This is a genomic window from Rhodococcus sp. MEB041 (assembly GCF_030208955.1).
Lineage (GTDB): Bacteria > Actinomycetota > Actinomycetes > Mycobacteriales > Mycobacteriaceae > Rhodococcoides.
The window spans coordinates 42,094-56,941 of record NZ_JARVSZ010000011.1 but is presented as its reverse complement, the minus strand read 5'-3'; the positions used below and the strand labels follow the sequence as shown (position 1 = coordinate 56,941).

Here is a 14,848-nt window from a genome sequence, read left to right as displayed (position 1 = left end):
CCGGCTCGGCCATTCGTGTCGATCACGTCCACCCATACCGAACCGAATTCATGTTGACCACACCCTGGAGGAAATCATGTTCGATCTGATGGTTCTCGCCGCCCGTCCGAACGACTGGACGCACGAGCAGTTCATGACGTGGTGGCGCGGTGAGCACGCGGAGGTGACCTACCCGCTCCCGGGCCTGCTGCGGTGGCAGCACATCGACATCGTCCACTCGATAGACGAGCGCAGCGCCGGGTGGGACGGACTGTCCATTCTGAGCTTCGCCTCGCGCGACGATCTCGAGACCGCGCTCGCCAGTCCGGAGTGGAAGGTCGCCGTCGAGCACGTCGGAACCATGCGTGGGCGACGGATGATCTGGTACGGCGACGAGCGGACCATGGTCGCCGACACGTCGACCACCTCGTGACCGCCCGGTGGTCCGATCCGGGATCCGTTCGGATCGCGGACGGCATCCACCGGGTGCCACTGCAGATGCCGTCCGACGGACTCCGTGCCATCAACGTCTATGTCCTGGAGACCGACAGGGGCCTGGCGCTGATCGACGGCGGATGGCGACGGCCGGGTACGTACGACGAGTTCTCCACCGCGCTGGCCGAATTCGGTTGCCGACCGGACGACGTACACGACGTGTTCGTCACTCACGTCCACCGTGACCACTACACCTTCGCCGTCGACCTCCGCCGTCGACACGGCTGCCGCATCCACCTCGGGTCGGCCGAGGCGCCGGGGATCGTCGCCATCGGGGAGCTGGCCTCCAACATGCCGACATCGTCACTGCGTGAGCTGGAACGGGCCGGCGCCGACGACATCGCGCGAGCGGTTCGCCTGGACACCAGCGACGAGGACTTCGACTCGGACGACTGGGAGCCGCCGGACGCGTGGCTCACCGAGGGTGCCCTCGACATCCCCGGACACCGGTTGACCGCGGTGCACACGCCCGGCCACACCAAGGGCCACATGGTGTTCCACGATCTCGACCGAGACATCAGCTACACGGGCGACCACGTTCTGCCGACCATCACCCCGTCGATCGGATTCGAACTCGGTGAGTGGGACCTGCCCCTGGGGCACTACCTGCAGTCGTTGGAGATGATGCTCGACGATCGGGATCGCACCGTGCTGCCCTCTCACGGGGACATCGGTGTCGGTCTGCACGCGCGCGTGCGCGAACTCCTCGATCACCACGCCCGCCGCTTGGCGGCGACCCGTGCGGTCGTCGCCGACCTGACCCGGGCGACCGGCCTCGATGTCGCCGAACGCCTTCCGTGGACCCGTCGTGATCGCCCGTTCGCGGATCTCGGAACGTTCGATCGCATGGTCGCGGTCTGCGAGACCCTGGCCCACCTCGATCTGGACGTCCACCGGGGCGTGCTGCGTGTGGAGAACCAGGACGGCGTCGACGTGTTCAGCGTCGCCTGAGACTCAGGCGGCGGTCCACCCGCCGTCGACGTACAGCTCGGTACCGGTCACGAAGCGTGCATCGTCACCGGCCAGGAACGCCACCGCGGCAGCGACTTCCGCGCCGGAACCCAGTCGTCCCATCGGCGTGCCGGCCAGCATGGCCTCGTGGCGCGGCGTGCCCTCGTAGCGCGCGAGCAGTGGCGGGGTCGCGATGAAACCGGGGTGGATCGAGTTGACCCGCACCCCGAGGCGGGCCCAGTGCAGCGCCGCGTTCTTCGTCATGGTCCGCACGGCACCCTTCGCCGCGGCGTAGGCGATGCTGTTGCCCAGTCCGCCGACGCTGCCGAGGATGGAGCAGATGTTGACCACCGATCCGCCGCCGGTCCGCTCGATCAGGGCGCCGGCGTGCTTCATCCCCAGCCACGTACCGGTCTGACTCACCTCGACGACGCGGCGATACTGCTCCACCGTCTCGTCGACGACGGTGGCGAGCGATCCGATCGCACCGTTGTTGACGACGGCGTCGAGCGTGCCGTGACGGTCCTCCACGAGGGCGAGGGTCGCCGCCCACTGCTCCTCGTCGGTGATGTCCAGCGCGCACGCCAGATGCGAGTCGGGGCGTTCCAGCGCGTGCACCGCTGCGTCGCAGGCGCTCTGGTCGACATCGGTGACGATCACGCTGGCTCCCTCGGACGCCAGCCTCGTCACGATGTCGACACCGATCCCGCCGGTGGCGCCGGTCACGAGGACCACCTTGTCGGTCAGACGGGTACTGCCTTCGGGCATGGTGGGCCTTTCAGAGCTTGCTGAGGACGTTGCGACCGCCGACGAGCATGGCGATCGCGACTCCCGTGGTGGTCACCGCGGTCATGAGCAGCGCCATCGCCGCGACGAGCGGGTACGAGCCGTTCTGCCACATGTCGTAGAGCAGGGTGCCCATGACCTGGGTCGTCGAGGCGCGGACGAGCAGCGAGGCGGCGAACTCGTGAGTGAGAAGGATGAACATCAGGGCGACGGCGCCGAAGATGGCTCCTCGCATGAGTGGTAACAGAATCCGAAGATTGGTCACCACGGGCGAGGCGCCGCTGGTGGCCGAGGCCTCGGTGTAGGTGTTGCCCAGCGCGAGCATCGCCGTCATCTGCAGTCGCACCGAGAACGGCAACATCAGCACGATGTAGACGAGCACGATCACCGTGCGAGTGCCGTAGAGGATCAACGGAGGTTCGGTGTACGTGAGCAGGAACCCCACACCGAAGATGACCGCGGGGATACCCAGTGGCAGGGCGGTGATGAAGTCGCCGATCATGCCCAGGACGCGGAAGCGTCGGCCGCGGACCAACAGGTTGGCCATGACGTACCCGATGGGGATGCACACGGCCACCGCGGCGAGGGACGTGAGGATGCTGGTGAGCACGGACGAGACGATCGCGTCGTCGGAGATGAGGGCCCGGAAGTTGTCGAGCGTCAACAGATCCAGGGTCAGGGTGTCCGACCAGTACGGGGTCAGCGACACGATGACGAGTCCGACGATGGGGATCAGCAGCGCGAACAGGGCGTACACACTGATGGTGACGGCCGCCCACGTTCCGCGGCCCGAGGGTGCGGAGAACGCCTTGCCGCCGTGAGTGACGAACCGGCTCTGATTGCCCAGCAACATCTTCTGCACCAGAACCAGCGCCAGTCCGAACAGGACGAGGGGTGAACCGGCAGCTGCGGCGGCCGCGAAGTCGGACGGTGATTCCGACACCCGCCGGTACATCTCGGTGGTGAGGACCTTCACTCCGCTGTTCTGACCCAACAGGAGTGGTCCGGTGAACTGGCCGAGACCGAGGAGGAACGCGATACCACCGCCGTAGATGAGCGACGGACGGAGCAGCGGGAGAACGATACGGAAGAACACACCCATCGAGGACGATCCGCTGATCCGAGCGGCCTCGAGGTGCTCCGAACTGATGTTGTCCATCCCCGAGGACACGAAGAGATAGACGAACGACGTCAGACCGAATCCGGTCAGGATGACGATCCATGGCACCGTGTAGACGTCCACGGGGCCGCTCTCGAGATCGCTCCACCAGGGCAGCGCGCGCAGTACGACATTGAGGTAGCCGGGTCCCGGTGACAGCAGGAAGGCCCAGCCGACGATGTTGGCGACCGCGGGAAGCACGATGGGCAGGATGGGGATCATCTTGAGGAACCCCAGTCGTGCGGGAAGGCGGCTCGCGGCGTAGGCGAGCAGGGTGCCGAGAACGAGCGCGATGACGAGCGATCCCAGCGCCAGAATCACTGTCGTCCAGAGCGTCTGGGCGATGTCGAACCGTCCGTACTGGCTGCGGTAGCCCCGCGCACCGTCCTCGAACGCGAGCATCTGCAGACGCACCATGGGGAGGACGACCAGATAGGCGAGAACGGCGAGAAGAATGCCGTAACCGAGCCGGGCACGCCAGGGGCCGGTCAGCCGTGACCGTCGTCCCGCCGGCGGCGGCGTCGTGTCGGTGTCGGGGGGTGTGAGGGTGGCGGTCACGATGCGCTCCCCACTGCTGCGGCGACGGGTGCGGTGTCCGCGGCTGTCGCGGTGGAGGGCGCCGAGGGGAACACCCGCAGCGCTGCGGGGGAGAAGGAGACGACCACGGCGTCACCCGGCTCGGCCGAACGCAGCGCGAGGCCGTGCTCGGCGGCCGACGCACGCAGGGTGAGTGTCTCGGCGCCGGACCGCACGGTCACATCGAAGTGCCGACCTCCGTACTCGTGATCGACGAGGGCAGCGTGCAGTCCGACGTGGCCGGGCGGAACCTCGGCCATGCTGCGGTGCAGGAGCAGGTCGTCCGGACGCAGCCGTGCGACCGCGGAATCGCCCTCGTCGGCACGATCGCGGACCACCGAGTCGCGGAGATCGATCGCGTCACCCGCGGAGGTCTGCCAGCCGTCGTGCGCCCTGCGCAGTTCGAGCTTGTTGGCCATGCCGATGAATGCCGCGACGTAGTCCGAGCCGGGGTTCTCGAACACGCTCGACGGCGTGTCGAGCTGCTCGATGCGGCCCGATTTCATGATGGCCAGACGATCGCCCAGTGCGAATGCCTCGGACTGGTCGTGGGTCACGAACACGGCGGTGAACCCGAGTTCGCGGTGCAGGCGGTGGATCTGGGACCGGACCTGATCGCGCAGCCGGGCATCGAGGTTGCTGAGCGGCTCGTCGAAGAGGATGAGGTCCGGACGCGCGACCAGCCCGCGGGCGACCGCCACGCGCTGCTGTTGGCCACCACTGAGTTGCGACGGATACCGGTCGAGCAGTGCGCCGCAGTCCACCATGTCGGCCGCTGCCTCGACGGCTCCCGGTCCGAACGACTTGGTGAGTCCGCGGACGTCGAGGGGGTACTTGATGTTGCGGCGCACCGTCATGTGCGGCCACAGGGCGTAGGACTGGAAGACCATGCCGATGTTGCGCTTGTGCGCGGGGACGTCGACTCGCTGGTCCGCGTCGAAGACCGTCCTGTCCTTGAACGAGATACGCCCGCCCTGGGGCGTCTCGAGCCCCGCGAGGCACCGCAGCGTGGTGGTCTTTCCACAGCCACTCGGGCCGAGAAGAACCAGGAACTCGCCCTGCTCGATGTCGATGTCGAGACCGTCCACGACCTTCGTGCTGCCGTACGTCTTGGTCAGTCCGGAAATGGTGAAGCGATCGGTCATCTCATGCCTTCTGTCCAGAGGTGTGTGTGGGTGTTCGCGCGCCGGCCGCCAGACCACCGTCGACGACGAGGTCGGTTCCTGTGATGTAGCTGCTCTCGGATCCGGCGAGGAACACCACGGCGTCCGCGACGTCGCCGGTGGTGCCCCGCCGCTGCATCGGAATGGTGCGCACATAGCCGGCGACATCGTGGTCGGCGAAGTCCTCGCTACCGGTGATGCCGGTGTCGATGCTTCCGGGGCACACCGAGTTGACTCGGATCCCCCGCTCGGCGAGCTCGAGCGCAGCCACTCGGGTGAGGGCCCGCACACCGAACTTCGAGGCGCCGTAGGCGCCGAGCTTCGCTGTCGCGAGGATTCCGCGCAGGGACGACACCGTGATCACGGAACCGCCGGACTTGACGGCGGTGCTCGCCGTCCTGAGGGCGAGGAAGGTGCCGACCAGGTTGATGTCGAGCATGCGGCGGAAGTCGGCCAGTGAGGTGTCGGCGATGTCGCCGCGGTGCGCCGCCCCGGCGTTGGCCACCAGCACGTCGAGGCCTCCACCGTCCGCTTCGATTCTCTGCACGCACGCGTCCCACTCGGCTTCCGACGCCACGTCCAGATGCAGGTAGCGAACCGACGGTCCGAGGGTGTCGGCGACCGCGCGACCACCCTCGTCGTCCACGTCCGTGACGTACACGGTCGCTCCGAGAGAGGCGAAGCGCGCGGCACATGCCGCACCGATGCCGCGCGCGGCGCCGGTGACGAGCACACGGGAGCCGTGTGAAGGCGCTGTCCGAGCGTCCATGATCACCTCCCTGGATGACGAGTTCGGATGGTCGAGAGCGGTCGCGTCCCCGTCACTGGAAGAGCTGCGACCATTCCTGCGAGTACCGGTCGACGTTCTCGGGGGTCAGATCGGCGGGATCGGGTGAGGCGATGTTCTGTGCCCGCTCGACGGCGCCCGGAACATCCGGCAGCGCGGCGGCGTAGCCACCGTTCAGCGCGGCCTGTCCCTCGGCGGTCACCATGAAGTCCGCCAGGACCTGAGCCGCGTTCGGATGCGGCGCCGCACTCAGAACCTCGGTGTACCACGGTGTGCCCCAGGGGTTCTCCGGCAGCACCCAGTCGACGGGAGCGCCCGCGTCGACTTCGGTGACGAGCGGCTGGACGCTGGGCGAGACCACCACTTCAGCCGACGTCAGGGCCTGCGCGACGGCCAGTGCGCTCGGGTAGACACGCGGCTGCAGTTCGGCCAGCTTGTTCCAGTAGTCGTCGCCGTAGTTCTCGGCGTAGTGCCGATACAGGTCGACGTACGACGCGATGCCCGTCGGATTGACGATGCCGATGCGGCCGCGGTAGGCCGGGTCCAGAATGTCCTGCGGGGTCTCGAGACCGTCGGGCACCGCGGCGGTGTTCCACCCGAGGCCGAAGACAGCGGCGGACGAGAGGAAGAAGCGGTCGTTCTTCACGCTGGCCGCGCGGTCGTAGTCGGGTGCGTCGAAGTCGGGACCCACGATCTCGGTGGAGAAGGTGCCGGACTCGGACGCGCTGGCGATCCACGACGCGTCGGTCACCATGTGGACGTCGGCAATGCCTGTACCCGTGCGGTTCTCGGTCTCGACACGGGGATTGATCTCGGAATCCGTTCCGCGCACGAAGTCCATGGAGATCTCCGGGTACTTCTGCGTGAACGCGGCCTTCAGCGCGTCGAGGTTCGCAGGCTTCTGGCTGGAGTAGAGCATCACGCTGCCCTCCGTCTTCGCCGCGGCGACGACGTCGTCCCAGCTGCCCTCGACGGGCCCGGACGGGGTGGTGCTGCCGCCGCACGCTGTGAGCGCGAACGCCGACGCTGCCACGGCAACGGTGGCGATGGCTCGGGGAATCCTCCGCATGGTCAGACCTCTCTCGGACTCACAGGGCCGCTCGGCTGTCGGTGCGAGTGGACTTCCTGAACTGATGTCAGTTTGAAAGTAGTATGACGTCCTTGTGATGTCAATCACGCAGGTGAGGGCAGTGCGACGACGGGCACGACGGGGTCACCGACGCGGACACGGTCGGACATGGTGCGGTGCTCCGGGGGCTGCGAGACAGTCGGCGTCGCGGTCGGCGGGCACCCGAGCGAGCAGGGCACCTCCGCCGGTGCCGACGCACACGGCCATTCTCTCGTCGACCATGGACGCGAGCCCGGTTCGCCAAGATGATGTCGTAGGCCATCTCGGATCGCCTCACCCTGTGATCGGACGTTCGACCGTCTCCTCGTCGAAGCCGTGCGGCAGGCGTCGCGCAAGGGGTGGGCCCGATGGTGGGGGCACCTGTGGAAGTGGAGTTTCTGCGCCGCTCGGTGGCCGGATCGGCGGGATCCCGCACGAAGCCGCTCCGAGTGGAGCAGAAGCACCACTCGACACCCGACAGAAGTTCCCCGATGAGTCGCACGATCGCCCGGGCACGAGCCCGCTGTCGTCGACGCCGGCTCTGTCACCGCGGGAGCAGCCTAGTTGCCTCTGTCGCAACCTGCGCTCTCCCATCACCTGTCGTCGTTGGAGACCGAGATCGGCAGTCCTGCGCTGGAGCGGCGTCCGCGAGGAGTGCGGGGGTGAGCGGAGAGCATGATCGTCCCGATGCCGGCGCTGAGCGACGACGGATCAGTCGGCGCGATCGTGGAGTGTGATTCGATAGCCGTCCGGATCCGCGAAGGTGAAGGTGCGCCCGAAGGGCCCGTCGATCGGTGCCGAGACCACGGTGTGTCCATCGGCGACGAGGGCGTCGTGAATGCCTTGTACGTCGGTCGCATGCAACCAGATCGAGGTGCCGACACCGGGATGCGGTGCGGAGTCCAGGACGGTGCCCGCAGCGACGTCGCGCAACGCGAACGCGATCGGCGTCGTCTGGAACACGACGGCGTGCGGCGGGCCGGTGGGCGATCGAACGAGCCCGAGGTACTGCTCGTAGAACGATCGGGACGCGTCGAGATCACGAGCCTGCAGCGAGATGAAGTCGGGGCCGGTGACGGTCATGGGGTGTCCTCTCGTGTGTGTCAGATTCCTGACACGTCGAAGGTTATGTCAGAATGCTGACATGAGTCAAGACGGCGTGGGTATCGACCTGGAGACGTCGATCGGTTACGCCCTCAAGGAAGCCTCCAGCGCACTGCGAACGGCGATGGAGGAGGTGCTGCGCCCGCTCGACATGACCGTGACGCGCTACTCGTGCCTCGAATTGTTGGCCCAACGGCCGGGGTCGTCGAATTCCGAACTCGCACGCGGTGCCTTCGTGACCCGTCAGTCGATGAATGTGCTTCTGCAGACGCTCGAGCGGGAGGGTCTCGTGACCCGGCCGACGGAGGCTCCCGTCGGGAAGGCGCTTCCGACGCGTCTCACCGCGCGTGGTCGCCGCAGCCTCGAACAGGCGACCGCGGCGGTCCGGTCGGTGGAGGTCAGGATGCTGTCCGGAATGACCGACGCCGAGCGGGACAGTGCGTTTCGAAGTCTGCAGAGCATCGTCCAGGCTCTGCGCGGCGACGAGAACCGCGCGTAGTCGCTCCGCCCGACCGGCTCATACCAGAGTCTGCGTGCCCACGACGCGCAGCAACTCCAGACGTTGCTCGTCCTCGGAGCCGGGAACGGTGGTGTAGACCACGATGCGCAGATCGCTGCCCGGTGCCGTGAGCACATCGCAGTCGACGGCGATCGGTCCCACCGGCGTCGTCATCACCTTGCGGCTTGCCTTGTGCACCGACATGGTGGCGCGACCCCAGCGAGCGTCGAAGTCCGCACTCCTCGCCCGGAGTCGGGTGACGAGGGTGGTCAGATACGGGTCGTCGGGATAGCGGGCGTGTGCCGCTCGGAGATCGGCGACGAGGTCCTCGCCGAATTCCTCGTGATGGCGGTCGTCGTAGCCGACGCCGGTGAAGTCGTCGGTGAAATGGCGCCACACCACATTGCGGTCGACACCGTGTCGCAGTGCGGGGTCCCCGCTGATGGCTGCCCAGAGGCCGTTGTGATGGACGATGTCCCACGCGGCCGTGAAGACCGCCAGTGGCACGTCGTCCAGGCGGTCGACCATGCGCCGCACTCCGGGCCCGATGTGGTGCGGTACGAGGCGCCCGTTCGGTGATGCCAGTCCGGCCACCCGATACAGGTGATCCACTTCCTCGTCGTTCAGTCGCAGCGCTCGCGCCAACGCGGCGACGGTCTGCGCCGACGGGTGCCGCGCCCGCCCCTGCTCGAGGCGGACGATGTAGTCGACGCTGATGGACGCCAACGTGGCGAGTTCCTCACGGCGCAGTCCGGGTGCTCGTCTGCCGGGGACGGCGGGCAGGCCGACCTCCTCCGGTCGAGTCCGGTCCCGCCAAGCCCGGAGCACCGTCGACAGTTCACTCATGCACACCATCGTGCACCGCGTCGCCGGAGCGCGGGTGGTACCGGCAGTACCTGGACCTGCACGTCACCGGGCCACAGGATCGAGACATGACAACAGCACTCATCACGGGAGCGAACAAGGGCCTCGGACTCGAGACGGCGCGACGACTCGTCGACTCCGGTGTCGACGTGTACGCCGGCGTCCGCGACCCCGACAGGGCAGACGACGTCCACGCACTCGGCGCACACGTGGTACGGCTGGACGTGACGGACACCGACTCGGTCACCGCGGCGGTGTCGTCACTTCCCCGACTGGACGTCCTGATCAACAACGCCGGCGTCATCGGACACGGCGGCGGTGTCGACGACCTGGACGCCGACTCCATGGCGGACACCCTCGACACCAACGTCGTCGGCATCGTCCGGGTGACGCAAGCAGCGCTGCCGCTGCTGCGGCAGTCGTCGAACCCGGTGATCGTCAACGTGGCCTCGGGTGTGGGAATGGGCCGCTTCCTCCAGGATCCCGGTCGGGACGAGTTCCCCGTCGCCGCCATCCCGTACGCCGCCTCGAAGGCAGCCGTCATCGCTCTCACCGTGCAGTACGCCAAGAACATCCCCGAGATGCGAATCAACGCCTCCGACCCCGGCTACACGGCCACCGACCTCAACGGGAACACCGGGCATCAGACCGTCGCGGAGGGAACCGACGCCACCGTTCGCCTGGCCCTGCTCGGCAGCGACGGACCCACGGGGGAGTTCCACGACCGCACCGGGCGGATCGAGTTGTGAGCAGGCGGTCGTTCGGCTGATGGCACAGATTCCTCGACGTGACTGCGTGTTCGTCACGGGCCCGGTGTCGTGGACGTTCGTGTTCCCAGCGCGGGGAGCAGCTGAAGCTTCTCGTGACTCGGGCTGCCGGGAACTGCGGTGTAGACCAGAAGGAAATGGGACTGCAGCGGATCGACGAGCGTCTGGCAGGACAGTTCGAGGCGGCCGAGATCCGGGTGGACGAATCGCTTCGTCTCGGCCGGCCGCACTCCTACTTCGTGCCGCTCCCAGACGGTGCGGAACTCGTCGCTCTCCTGAAGCAGCGTCGCCGCGAGACGCGCAGCGCGCGAGTCGGGTCCGCGAAGAGTGGCGACCTCGCGTAGGCCGGACACCCATGTTCGGGTGAGGTGCGCGTGATCCTCGGGGGCGTACAGGTTCCTGCTCGCCGGGTCGGCGAACCACCGATACCCGATGCTGCGCGAGGGCCCGGTGCGGCCGGACTGATCACCGGTGAGCGCGACACCGAGTGCCGTCTGCCGCAGCGTCTCTCCCAACTCTGTGACGATCTCGGCGGGAGTGTCGTGCAGTCGGTCGAATATGCGCAGCAGGCCCGGACCGATGTGATCGCCGACGGCCCCGCGCGTCGGTGGGGTGTGGCCGGCGAGCCGGAACAAGTGGTCGCGTTCGGGTAGTGAGAGATGCAGTCCCTGTGCGATCGAGGCGACCATCTGTTCGGACGGTTGGGGTCCTCGCTCCCGCTCGATACGGGCGTAGTAGTCGGTCGACATGTGGCTCAGTGCCGCGACCTCTTCGCGCCTCAGCCCGTCGGTCCGACGTCGCAGCCCTCGTGGAAGACCCACGTCCTCGGGTTGCAGTGCGCTGCGGCGACCCCGGAGAAACTGGGCCAGCCCTGCTCTGTCGATCTCCATTGCTTCTTCCTATCGCGTGGCGCGTGCGCCGACCAGGGTCTGTCGATCCCCCTCTCACGCGCAAGGGGCGACCCGCCATCGGGGGATCGACGAGTCCTGGTTGTCGGGGGAGGACCCCGGCACGGTGAGGTCACACGTCGTCGACACGACACCTCACACCCATCAGGAGCGACCCATGAGACACACCATCGACATCGCCGTCCCCGATCTCTCCGGTATCCGAGCTGTCGTCACCGGCGGCAGTGACGGCATCGGCCTCGTCCTCTCCCGTCGCCTCGCGGCAGCAGGGGCGGAGGTGGTCCTGCCCGTTCGCTCGCAGAGCAAGGGGGAGGCGGCGATCGACGCGATCAGGCAGGCTCATCCCAGCGCCGACGTCTCACTCCGGCGCCTCGATCTCTCGTCGCTCGACTCCGTGTCCGCACTCGCGGACACGCTGTCGTCGGAGGGCAGACCGATCGGCATCCTCGTGAACAATGCCGGCGTGATGACTCCACCGTCGCGACGGACGACGTCGGACGGATTCGAGCTGCAGTTCGGCACGAACCACCTCGGCCACGTCGCGCTCGTGGGCCGTCTGCTTCCCCTGCTGCGAGCAGGGCGCGCCCGCGTCGTCTCACAGATCAGCATTGCCGCGAACAGCGGATCGATCAACTGGGACGACCTGAACTGGGAACGGTCGTACGACGGAATGCGCGCCTACAGCCAGTCGAAGATCGCCTTCGGACTGTTCGGCCTCGAACTGGGACGGCTCAGCGCGCAGCGTGGCTGGGGTATCTCGAGTCATCTGTCGCACCCCGGAATCGCGCCGACAGGTCTGCTCGCCGCGCGACCCGAGCTCGACCGGACCTCGCAGACCACGAGCCGTCGCGTGATCGCGGCCCTGTCCCGTCGCGGAATACTGGTCGGCACCACCGAGACCGCTGCGCTGCCGGCTCTGTACGCGGCGACCGCCGTCGATATGACGTCCGGAAGTTTCCACGGGCCGGCGGGACCCGGGCACCTCGGTGGGCGTCCCGGACCGCAGAAGCTGTACTCGCGGCTGCGCGATCGTGCGGAGGCGCGACGGGTCTGGGAACTGTCGACCGAGCTCGCCGGAGTCGGGTTCCCGGACTGACTACCGGGGCGCCGGACCCTCACCACGCGTGGTGAGGAAGAGCACGCATCCCGATCGGCGATCGTGTGCGAATGTGTTTCATGGTTCATCGCACTCAACCGACGCCGCGCTCGTGTGACTTCCTCGAGGTGATGGGCACGTCCGACATCGAACCCTCGAGTCGGTTCCTGGTGTGGTTGATCGACGACCGCGACACCGTGGTGGTGCGGGCAGCGGCCGACGTGTCGTCGGCGGTGCGGACGGCTCGCGCGTACTGCGCGGCCTGGGGAGCACGGGTGCAGTACATCGAGGGTCCGGACGGCCGGGTAGTCGACCGCGCGGACTGGGAACCATCGATGACCGGCCCCCATCCGTTGCCGTACGTGTACACGGTGGAACTGCGATCGCCGCGCGCGACGGGACGTGACGAACTGGTGTCGGCTCTGTGGACCAGTACCGACCTCGACGAGGCGCTGCGATGGCGTGACATGCTCCCCGACGACCTTCGGGGTCGCAGCCTGGTGGTCAGCAACGCACCCGACGGTCACTATCCGACCGCCCCCTGACACGAGTGCATTCGGCTCCGTCGGCGTTCGCACGGCCACGGAACGATCGACGTGCGATGCTGGACGGGTCATAAGCCGTGAATGTCGGGGTTTGTCGCTCGTGACGTGTGCCCGTGGTCGAACCGACCATCGACTCACAGACGCCGAACGGAGTGATGGTGACGATCCCCGCCCGTGTCCTCGCGGACGTTCGTGCATCCCGACGCTTCGCGCTGGCGCAGACCGCGCTCGCCAGGCTCAGTGGGCTCGCCGTCTCCGCCGACCTGGACGAGGTGTCCGCCGCAGCGACTCCCACCGCGGCGACCCTGGTGGGGGTAGCGTCCGCGGCGCTCGCTCGGCACGAGAGTCCGGAGGATCCGTTTCTGCGCATCGACGCGGTCACCCATGTGCTGCGCACCGATGTCGAGGTGCGGTCCGGCGCCGGCTCCCTGGCCGGATTCGCTCTGGCGCACGGTCGATTGACCGTCTGCTCGGACGGCGAGACAGAGACACGGTTCGACACGTCCACCATGTCGTCGGTCGGCTTTCGCAGCGGCGCCGCTGTGCCGATCACGACGAGCGCCGGGGTGTGGGGCGCGCTGATCGTGTTCGGGGCGGAACCGAATCTGTTCGACGACACGGACATCGCGTTCCTGTCGGCGGTGGCCGGAGTGTTCTCCGCAGCGCTCGAACGCGTCGACCTCTCGCGGCTTCTCCGGGAACAGACCGATCACGATCCACTCACGGGACTTCCGGACCGCACGCGGGCCTACTCGGCGGTGGGCGATGCGTTGACTCGCGCGCGTGCGCAGGGCGACGAGGTGGCGTTGCTCCTCCTCGACGTCGACGATTTCGCGATCATCAACGACAGCCTCGGACACGACACCGGCGACCGCGCGTTGGTCCGGTTCGCCGAGCGTCTCGTCGCTGCGGTCCGAACGCGGGACGCGGTGTATCGCTTCGGAGGTGACGAGTTTCTCGTCGTCTGCGGGGGCTTCGACGACGCCCGGAACGCCGAGGATCTCGCGTTCCGTGTCACCGTTGCGCTGGCCGCGCCGCCGTCCGCGGCCGATGCCCCCATTCCGATGAGTGCCTCGATAGGTATCGCGGTGTCCGAGCCCGGCGTCACGGTGCGGGAGTTGCTGCGGCGCGTCGATCTGGCGCTGCACCGCGCCAAGGACGGCGGCGGCGGAGCGCATGCCGTCTTCGACGCCGAGGACGATCACTACGACGCCGACCGTGTCCGCTCCCTGTCGGTCGACCTGCGGGCTGCCCTGGCCGAGGACGAGTTGACCCTCGCGTACCAACCCTTGGTGCACATCGCGACAGGGGAGGTGGTGTCCGTCGAAGCACTCGCACGCTGGAATCACCCGACGCTCGGGCAGATCGAGCCGTCCGAGTTCGTAGCGGTGGCCGAGCGCACCGGTCTGGCTGCGGTACTGGGGGATTGGGCGCTACGCACTGCGTGCCGCCAGGCGGCGACATGGCGCAGGGACTTCTCGATCACCGTGCGGGTCAACGTCAGCGCGCTCCAGTTGCGAGATCCGGCGTTCCCCGGCCGGGTCGCGTCGGTGCTCCGGGAGACCGGCCTACCGCCACAGGCCCTGGGGCTCGAGGTGACCGAGACGGTGTGGCTCGCCGACACCGGACGCGTCGCCCGGAACCTCAGCGCGGTGACCGAGATGGGCGTCGCGCTGCTCCTCGACGACGTCGGCGCCGGTCACAGCAGCCTGGCCTACCTCGAACGGTTTCCGGTGTTCGAGTGCTTCAAGATCGACAAGGGATACATCGACGCACTCGACACCCGGCGGGGCCGTGCGGTCGTCACCGCCATCGTCGCGTTGGCCAAGGCGTACGAGATGACCGTCGTGGGAGAAGGCGTCGAGACCCGCGCGCAACTCGAAGCACTCGCCGAGACGGGATGCGATCTGGCGCAGGGGTTCCTGCTCGGCAGACCCGTCGACGCCGAGCGCACCACCGCCGTGCTGGAGCTCCGTGCGCCACGGGCGGGGACGGTTCGCGAGGTCTGACAGTCGCCGCGAGCCGAACTCGGACGGCCATGCGTCGGCAGTCGGAAACGCG

16 protein-coding genes are annotated in these 14,848 nt (G+C 67.8%); 8 read left to right on the top strand and 8 right to left on the bottom strand.

All coding sequences use genetic code 11. The features are described from left to right. Positions 1 to 76: 76 nt before the first annotated feature. Both QRN16_RS21285 and QRN16_RS21280 read left to right on the top strand, forming a co-directional pair. Positions 77 to 412 carry an EthD family reductase gene (locus QRN16_RS21285; RefSeq protein ID WP_027504425.1) on the top strand — a complete coding sequence of 112 codons (336 nt, stop codon included), beginning with the start codon at positions 77 to 79 and terminating at the stop codon, positions 410 to 412. Beyond that, positions 409 to 1,425 carry an MBL fold metallo-hydrolase gene (locus QRN16_RS21280; protein WP_502944034.1) on the top strand — a complete coding sequence of 339 codons (1,017 nt, stop codon included), beginning with the start codon at positions 409 to 411 and terminating at the stop codon, positions 1,423 to 1,425. The genes QRN16_RS21285 and QRN16_RS21280 overlap by 4 nt, the downstream gene beginning before the upstream one ends. Before the next feature lie 3 nt (positions 1,426 to 1,428). Here QRN16_RS21280 and QRN16_RS21275 read toward each other — a convergent pair whose 3' ends face one another. From QRN16_RS21275 to QRN16_RS21255, 5 genes are all read right to left on the bottom strand, one after another. Further along, the gene (locus tag QRN16_RS21275; protein WP_222626941.1) at positions 1,429 to 2,193 is read right to left on the bottom strand and encodes an SDR family NAD(P)-dependent oxidoreductase; all 765 of its coding nucleotides are present in this window, start codon (positions 2,191 to 2,193) and stop codon (positions 1,429 to 1,431) included. Positions 2,194 to 2,203: 10 nt separating this feature from the next. Further along, a complete protein-coding gene (locus QRN16_RS21270; RefSeq protein WP_027504422.1) occupies positions 2,204 to 3,862 on the bottom strand; it encodes an ABC transporter permease in 1,659 nt (552 codons plus the stop codon). 62 nt (positions 3,863 to 3,924) lie between these two features. Further along, on the bottom strand, positions 3,925 to 5,091 hold the full coding sequence (locus QRN16_RS21265) for an ABC transporter ATP-binding protein (RefSeq protein WP_222639902.1): 1,167 nt from the start codon (positions 5,089 to 5,091) through the stop codon (positions 3,925 to 3,927). Position 5,092: 1 nt separating this feature from the next. Then, complete coding sequence (locus QRN16_RS21260) at positions 5,093 to 5,878, bottom strand: SDR family NAD(P)-dependent oxidoreductase (protein WP_285189819.1); 786 nt, start codon at positions 5,876 to 5,878, stop codon at positions 5,093 to 5,095. 52 nt (positions 5,879 to 5,930) lie between these two features. After that, a complete protein-coding gene (locus QRN16_RS21255; protein ID WP_285189816.1) occupies positions 5,931 to 6,965 on the bottom strand; it encodes an ABC transporter substrate-binding protein in 1,035 nt (344 codons plus the stop codon). A gap of 603 nt (positions 6,966 to 7,568) precedes the next feature. Between QRN16_RS21255 and QRN16_RS21250 the strand changes: the two genes are divergently transcribed. Further along, a complete protein-coding gene (locus QRN16_RS21250; protein ID WP_285189814.1) occupies positions 7,569 to 7,670 on the top strand; it encodes a helix-turn-helix domain-containing protein in 102 nt (33 codons plus the stop codon). A 45-nt stretch (positions 7,671 to 7,715) separates the two neighbouring features. On the opposite strand, the gene QRN16_RS21245 is transcribed toward QRN16_RS21250, so the two are convergent. Continuing rightward, positions 7,716 to 8,087, bottom strand: a complete 372-nt coding sequence (locus tag QRN16_RS21245) for a VOC family protein (RefSeq protein ID WP_204866019.1) — start codon at positions 8,085 to 8,087, stop codon at positions 7,716 to 7,718. Between the two features lie 61 nt (positions 8,088 to 8,148). Here QRN16_RS21245 and QRN16_RS21240 point away from each other — a divergent pair, with 61 nt between their 5' ends. Then, positions 8,149 to 8,607: a MarR family winged helix-turn-helix transcriptional regulator gene (locus QRN16_RS21240; RefSeq protein ID WP_285189810.1), complete on the top strand. Its 459-nt coding sequence runs from the start codon at positions 8,149 to 8,151 to the stop codon at positions 8,605 to 8,607. 18 nt (positions 8,608 to 8,625) lie between these two features. On the opposite strand, the gene QRN16_RS21235 is transcribed toward QRN16_RS21240, so the two are convergent. Beyond that, the gene (locus QRN16_RS21235) at positions 8,626 to 9,453 is read right to left on the bottom strand and encodes a helix-turn-helix transcriptional regulator (RefSeq protein WP_056446440.1); all 828 of its coding nucleotides are present in this window, start codon (positions 9,451 to 9,453) and stop codon (positions 8,626 to 8,628) included. Positions 9,454 to 9,539: 86 nt separating this feature from the next. Between QRN16_RS21235 and QRN16_RS21230 the strand changes: the two genes are divergently transcribed. Further along, on the top strand, positions 9,540 to 10,220 hold the full coding sequence (locus QRN16_RS21230) for an SDR family NAD(P)-dependent oxidoreductase (protein ID WP_285189808.1): 681 nt from the start codon (positions 9,540 to 9,542) through the stop codon (positions 10,218 to 10,220). A 53-nt stretch (positions 10,221 to 10,273) separates the two neighbouring features. Here the strand turns inward: QRN16_RS21230 and QRN16_RS21225 are convergent, their stop codons facing one another. Then, positions 10,274 to 11,128, bottom strand: coding sequence for a helix-turn-helix transcriptional regulator (locus tag QRN16_RS21225; protein ID WP_027504415.1), 855 nt, complete (start codon positions 11,126 to 11,128; stop codon positions 10,274 to 10,276). 175 nt (positions 11,129 to 11,303) lie between these two features. Between QRN16_RS21225 and QRN16_RS21220 the strand changes: the two genes are divergently transcribed. The 3 genes from QRN16_RS21220 (at position 11,304) to QRN16_RS21210 (ending at position 14,796) form a co-directional block, all read left to right on the top strand. Then, entirely contained in the window at positions 11,304 to 12,242 is a 939-nt protein-coding gene (locus tag QRN16_RS21220; protein WP_222650895.1) for an SDR family oxidoreductase, read from the top strand. 80 nt (positions 12,243 to 12,322) lie between these two features. Then, positions 12,323 to 12,787, top strand: a complete 465-nt coding sequence (locus QRN16_RS21215) for a hypothetical protein (protein WP_285189803.1) — start codon at positions 12,323 to 12,325, stop codon at positions 12,785 to 12,787. Positions 12,788 to 12,945: 158 nt separating this feature from the next. Next, positions 12,946 to 14,796 (top strand): putative bifunctional diguanylate cyclase/phosphodiesterase, encoded by a 1,851-nt coding sequence (locus QRN16_RS21210; protein WP_285189802.1) that lies wholly within the window; start codon positions 12,946 to 12,948, stop codon positions 14,794 to 14,796. Positions 14,797 to 14,848: the final 52 nt, after the last annotated feature.

What these genes read in the sequence shown, in the direction of transcription:
- QRN16_RS21285 (WP_027504425.1), top strand. Translation starts at nt 77, where the DNA reads ATGTTCGATCTGATGGTTCTCGCCGCCCGTCCGAACGACTGGACGCAC.
- QRN16_RS21275 (WP_222626941.1), bottom strand. Translation starts at nt 2,193, where the DNA reads ATGCCCGAAGGCAGTACCCGTCTGACCGACAAGGTGGTCCTCGTGACC.
- QRN16_RS21265 (WP_222639902.1), bottom strand. Translation starts at nt 5,091, where the DNA reads ATGACCGATCGCTTCACCATTTCCGGACTGACCAAGACGTACGGCAGC.
- QRN16_RS21260 (WP_285189819.1), bottom strand. Translation starts at nt 5,878, where the DNA reads ATGGACGCTCGGACAGCGCCTTCACACGGCTCCCGTGTGCTCGTCACC.
- QRN16_RS21255 (WP_285189816.1), bottom strand. Translation starts at nt 6,965, where the DNA reads ATGCGGAGGATTCCCCGAGCCATCGCCACCGTTGCCGTGGCAGCGTCG.
- QRN16_RS21245 (WP_204866019.1), bottom strand. Translation starts at nt 8,087, where the DNA reads ATGACCGTCACCGGCCCCGACTTCATCTCGCTGCAGGCTCGTGATCTC.
- QRN16_RS21240 (WP_285189810.1), top strand. Translation starts at nt 8,149, where the DNA reads ATGAGTCAAGACGGCGTGGGTATCGACCTGGAGACGTCGATCGGTTAC.
- QRN16_RS21235 (WP_056446440.1), bottom strand. Translation starts at nt 9,453, where the DNA reads ATGAGTGAACTGTCGACGGTGCTCCGGGCTTGGCGGGACCGGACTCGA.
- QRN16_RS21230 (WP_285189808.1), top strand. Translation starts at nt 9,540, where the DNA reads ATGACAACAGCACTCATCACGGGAGCGAACAAGGGCCTCGGACTCGAG.
- QRN16_RS21225 (WP_027504415.1), bottom strand. Translation starts at nt 11,128, where the DNA reads ATGGAGATCGACAGAGCAGGGCTGGCCCAGTTTCTCCGGGGTCGCCGC.
- QRN16_RS21220 (WP_222650895.1), top strand. Translation starts at nt 11,304, where the DNA reads ATGAGACACACCATCGACATCGCCGTCCCCGATCTCTCCGGTATCCGA.
- QRN16_RS21215 (WP_285189803.1), top strand. Translation starts at nt 12,323, where the DNA reads ATGGTTCATCGCACTCAACCGACGCCGCGCTCGTGTGACTTCCTCGAG.